The organism is Micromonospora sp. 4G55, from assembly GCF_016803375.1.
Genome location: NZ_JAEVHN010000620.1, coordinates 1 through 3,583 on the forward strand (window position 1 = coordinate 1; position 3,583 = coordinate 3,583).

General features: G+C 74.1%; 1 protein-coding gene and 2 pseudogenes. 1 reads left to right on the forward strand and 2 read right to left on the reverse strand.

The genetic code is table 11. The annotated features are described in order from the left end of the window. Both JNW89_RS31110 and tmk read right to left on the reverse strand, forming a co-directional pair. Positions 1 to 717: pseudogene (locus JNW89_RS31110) on the reverse strand (DNA polymerase III subunit delta'); the annotation flags it as partial. Further along, positions 717 to 2,816, reverse strand: coding sequence for a dTMP kinase (gene tmk, locus JNW89_RS31115; protein WP_309140044.1), 2,100 nt, complete (start codon positions 2,814 to 2,816; stop codon positions 717 to 719). The gene tmk and the pseudogene JNW89_RS31110, both read right to left, overlap by 1 nt. Positions 2,817 to 3,104: 288 nt before the next feature. Here tmk and JNW89_RS31120 point away from each other — a divergent pair. Further along, positions 3,105 to 3,583 (forward strand): annotated as a pseudogene (locus JNW89_RS31120) (alanine racemase); the annotation flags it as partial.

Here is a 3,583-nt window from a genome sequence, read left to right on the forward strand (position 1 = left end):
GCCTCGGGGTCGCGGGCCAACCGCCGGGCCGCCCGACGTGCCCTGCGCGGCCGCGGCCGCCCACTGCGCCACGTCGGGCGCGATGCCGTCCCGGCGCATCAGCACCTCGGCCACCGCGGTGGCCGGCGGCTGCCGCAGCGGTACGACCCGACAGCGCGACCGGATGGTCACCGACACGTCGTCCGGGTGAGTGGACGGGGCGCAGAGCAGGAAGACGGTCCGCGGCGGCGGCTCCTCGATCGCCTTGAGCAGGGCGTTGCCGGCGGCCTCGGTGAGCCGGTCGGCGTCCTCGATGATCACGATCTGCCAGCGCCCGCCGGACGGCGTGCTGGCCGCCCGGAGCACCAGCGCGCGCATCTCGCCGACTCCGATGGAGAGCCCCTCGGGCACCACCAGGCGCACGTCGGCGTGGGTGCCGGTCATCGTGGTGTGGCAGCCGGGGCACTCGCCGCAGCCGGTGCCGTACGCGCACTGCAACGCGGCGGCGAAGGCGCGCGCGGCCACCGATCGGCCGGAGCCGGGCGGGCCGGTGAAGATCCAGGCGTGGGTCATCCCCGCACCCGGGTCGACCCCCGGCTGTCCCTCGACCTCGGCCTGTCCCGATCCGACGGCGACCGGGTGGGCGGCGCGCAGCACGGCGGCGGCCGCCGCGGCGGCGTGCCGCAGGGTGGCGACCGCCTCGTCCTGGCCGACCAGGTCGGCGAAGACGTCCGGCATCAGGTCCGATGCTCCATCGTCACCAGCTCCGCGTCGGATAACTCGGGCTGCACCGAGGTGTCCGGCCCGTGGGCGGGGCGCGGGTGCACGATGGCGGCCGGGTCCACCAGGAACTCCTCGACCCGACTGGCGACCAGGGCGGCGATCTCCTCGGCCGGCCGGGAGGCGTCCAGCACCAGGTAGCGCTTCGGGTCGTTGGCGGCGAGGTCGAGGAAGGCGTACCGGACCCGCTCGTGGAAGGCGAGCGACTCGGCCTCCAGCCGGTCGGCGCCCTGGTTGCGGGAGGCCACCCGGGACAGGCCGGTGCGCGGATCGACGTCGAGCAGCACCACCAGGTCGGGCTTGAGCCCGCCGGTGGCCCACGAGGAGAGCCAGGAGACCTCCTCGACCGGCAGCGTACGGCCGGCGCCCTGGTAGGCCAGGGAGGAGTCGACGTACCGGTCGCTGATCACCACCGCGCCCCGGACCAGCGCCGGGCGGACCACGGTGGCGACGTGGTGCGCCCGGTCGGCGGCGTAGAGCAGCGCCTCGGCGCGCGGCGAGGGTGCCTCGGCGCCGGCGTTGTCGAGCACCAGGGAACGGATCCGCTCGCCCACCCCGGTGGCACCCGGCTCGCGGGTCACCACCACGTCCCGGCCCTGCCCGCGCAGCCGCTCGGCGAGCGTGTCGAGCTGGGTGGACTTGCCGGCGCCCTCGCCGCCCTCGAAGACCACGAAGAGGCCGGTGGAGACGAAAGGCTCGGCGGGCATCAGCGGGCGACCCCGGATCGAGCCCCAGAGGTCGGCGAGGACCGGCACGCCCTTCTTGTCGTCCATCTGCCCGAACGCGCTGATCCCGGCGAAGACGCCGGCGGCACCGGCCGCGAGCAGCAGCAGCCGGGTGGAGGAGACGGAGACGCCGAGGTCGGCGATGGTGAGCTTGCGGGAGCCGCCGACGCCGACCAGGAGGCTGCTCAGCGCGATGGCCAGGATCAGCACCAGCCGGGTGCCGATCTGCACCACCGCGAAGACCCGGCCGCGCACCTCGTCGGCGACCTCGCCGCCGAGCAGCGTGGTGCCGGCGAGGAAGGCCATCCCGGCCCCGGCGCCGACCAGGATGGCGCCGAGCATGGCCATCGACAGGTGGATGGCGAAGGCGAGCACCAGCACGGAGGCGCTGGCCAGCACGATGCTCATGCCGAACCAGCGGCGGCGGGACATGTCCCGGACGATCATCGGGCCGAGCCCGATGCCGAGGGCCAGGCCGATGAAGATCGCCCCGAAGAGCATGTAGAAGGCGGCGTCGCCGGCGCCGAGCGAGGCGGCGAAGAACTTGGCCGTGCCGATCACGATGCCGCCGCCGGCGAACGCGCCGAAGATGCCCAGCACCAGGCCGCGTACCAGCGGGGTCTGCTTGATGAACTTCCAGCCCTCGGTGAACTGGCGCATCATGCTCTGCTCGGTGCGCTCCCGCTCGCCGGCCTGCGCCTGGCTGATCTCCTTGATGCCGAAGGCCACCACCAGCGCGGTGGCCAGCCGGGAGAAGGAGTTGAACCAGAGGGCGAGCTGGGCGGGCTCGGCCCAGCCCGGCATCTCGCCGCCGGTCGCCGCACGGACGCTGCGGTCGAGCACCGCCAGGCCGATCGCGGCGGCCACCGGGGTCAGGCCGTACGTGGTGATCAGCGTGAGCTGGTTGGCGGTCTCCAGCCGGGCGCGCGGGATCAGGTTGGGGACCGCGGCCTCCTTGGCCGGGATCCAGAGCAGGGTGATGGTCTCGATCAGGAAGGTGGCGACCGCCGCCCAGCTGACCACCACGCCACCGCTGGCCCCGGTGAGGGCGAGCAACGGGATCGAGGCGAAGAGCACGAAGCGCAGCAGGTCGCAGATGACCATCGTCCAGCGCCGGTCGAAGCGGTCGGCGAGGACGCCGGCCACCGGCCCGAGGATCAGCGCCGGCAGCAGCCGGACCGCGATCAGCGTGCCGAAGGCGGCACCCTTGGCGGTGCTGCCGGAGACCTGGGCGGCGGCGAAGACGGAGGTGGCGAGCAGGCCGAGCCAGTCGCCGAAGGAGGCCGCGCCGAGCACGATCCAGAGCCGACGGAACGGCCGGATGCGCAGCACCGAACGGATCGCGGCGGCGCCGGACCGGTCGGCCTGGGCTGCGCCGGACTGCGCCCCGGGCGTCGACACGCCGGGCGACTCGCCGTTCTTCTGGCTTTCGATGGCCGTACCTCCACGTGCCGGCCCAACGCTGGGCAGTCCCGGTGGAACACTCTAGTCCCGGTGGGGGGCCTCCCCACCGGCGACATTCTCCTGCTCGCCGAGCCTAGGCCGCCGGGACCAGCGACCGCAGCCCGGCGGTACATGAGGGTATTTCGCATTACTATCCCGGACAGTTAGCGTGCACCCGTGGCCATCGACAGCGACACCCTGCGCGAGCGCCTCGACTCGGCGACCGCCCACCTCGACCCGCCGTACGCGGTGGTCGACCTCACAGCCTTCGACGCCAACGCCGCCGCGCTGGCCGACCGGGCGGGCGGCAAGCCGGTCCGCGCCGCCAGCAAGTCGATCCGCTCCCGGGAACTGATCACCCGGGTGCTGGGCCGCCGGGCTGGGCCGGCGTGATGGCGTTCACCCTCTCCGAGGCGATCTGGCTGGTCCGCTCGGGGGTGACCGACGACGCCCTGGTCGCATATCCGACAGCGGAGCGGGCGGCGCTCGCCGAACTGGCCGCCGACCCGGCGCTCGCCGCCGCGGTCACCCTGATGATCGACGGCACCGAACAGCTCGACCTCGTCGACGCGGTCCGCGCCCCCCGGCCAGCGGCCGGAGCTGCGGGTCTGCCTCGAGCTGGACGCCTCCTGGCGACCGCTGGGCGGACGGGTGCA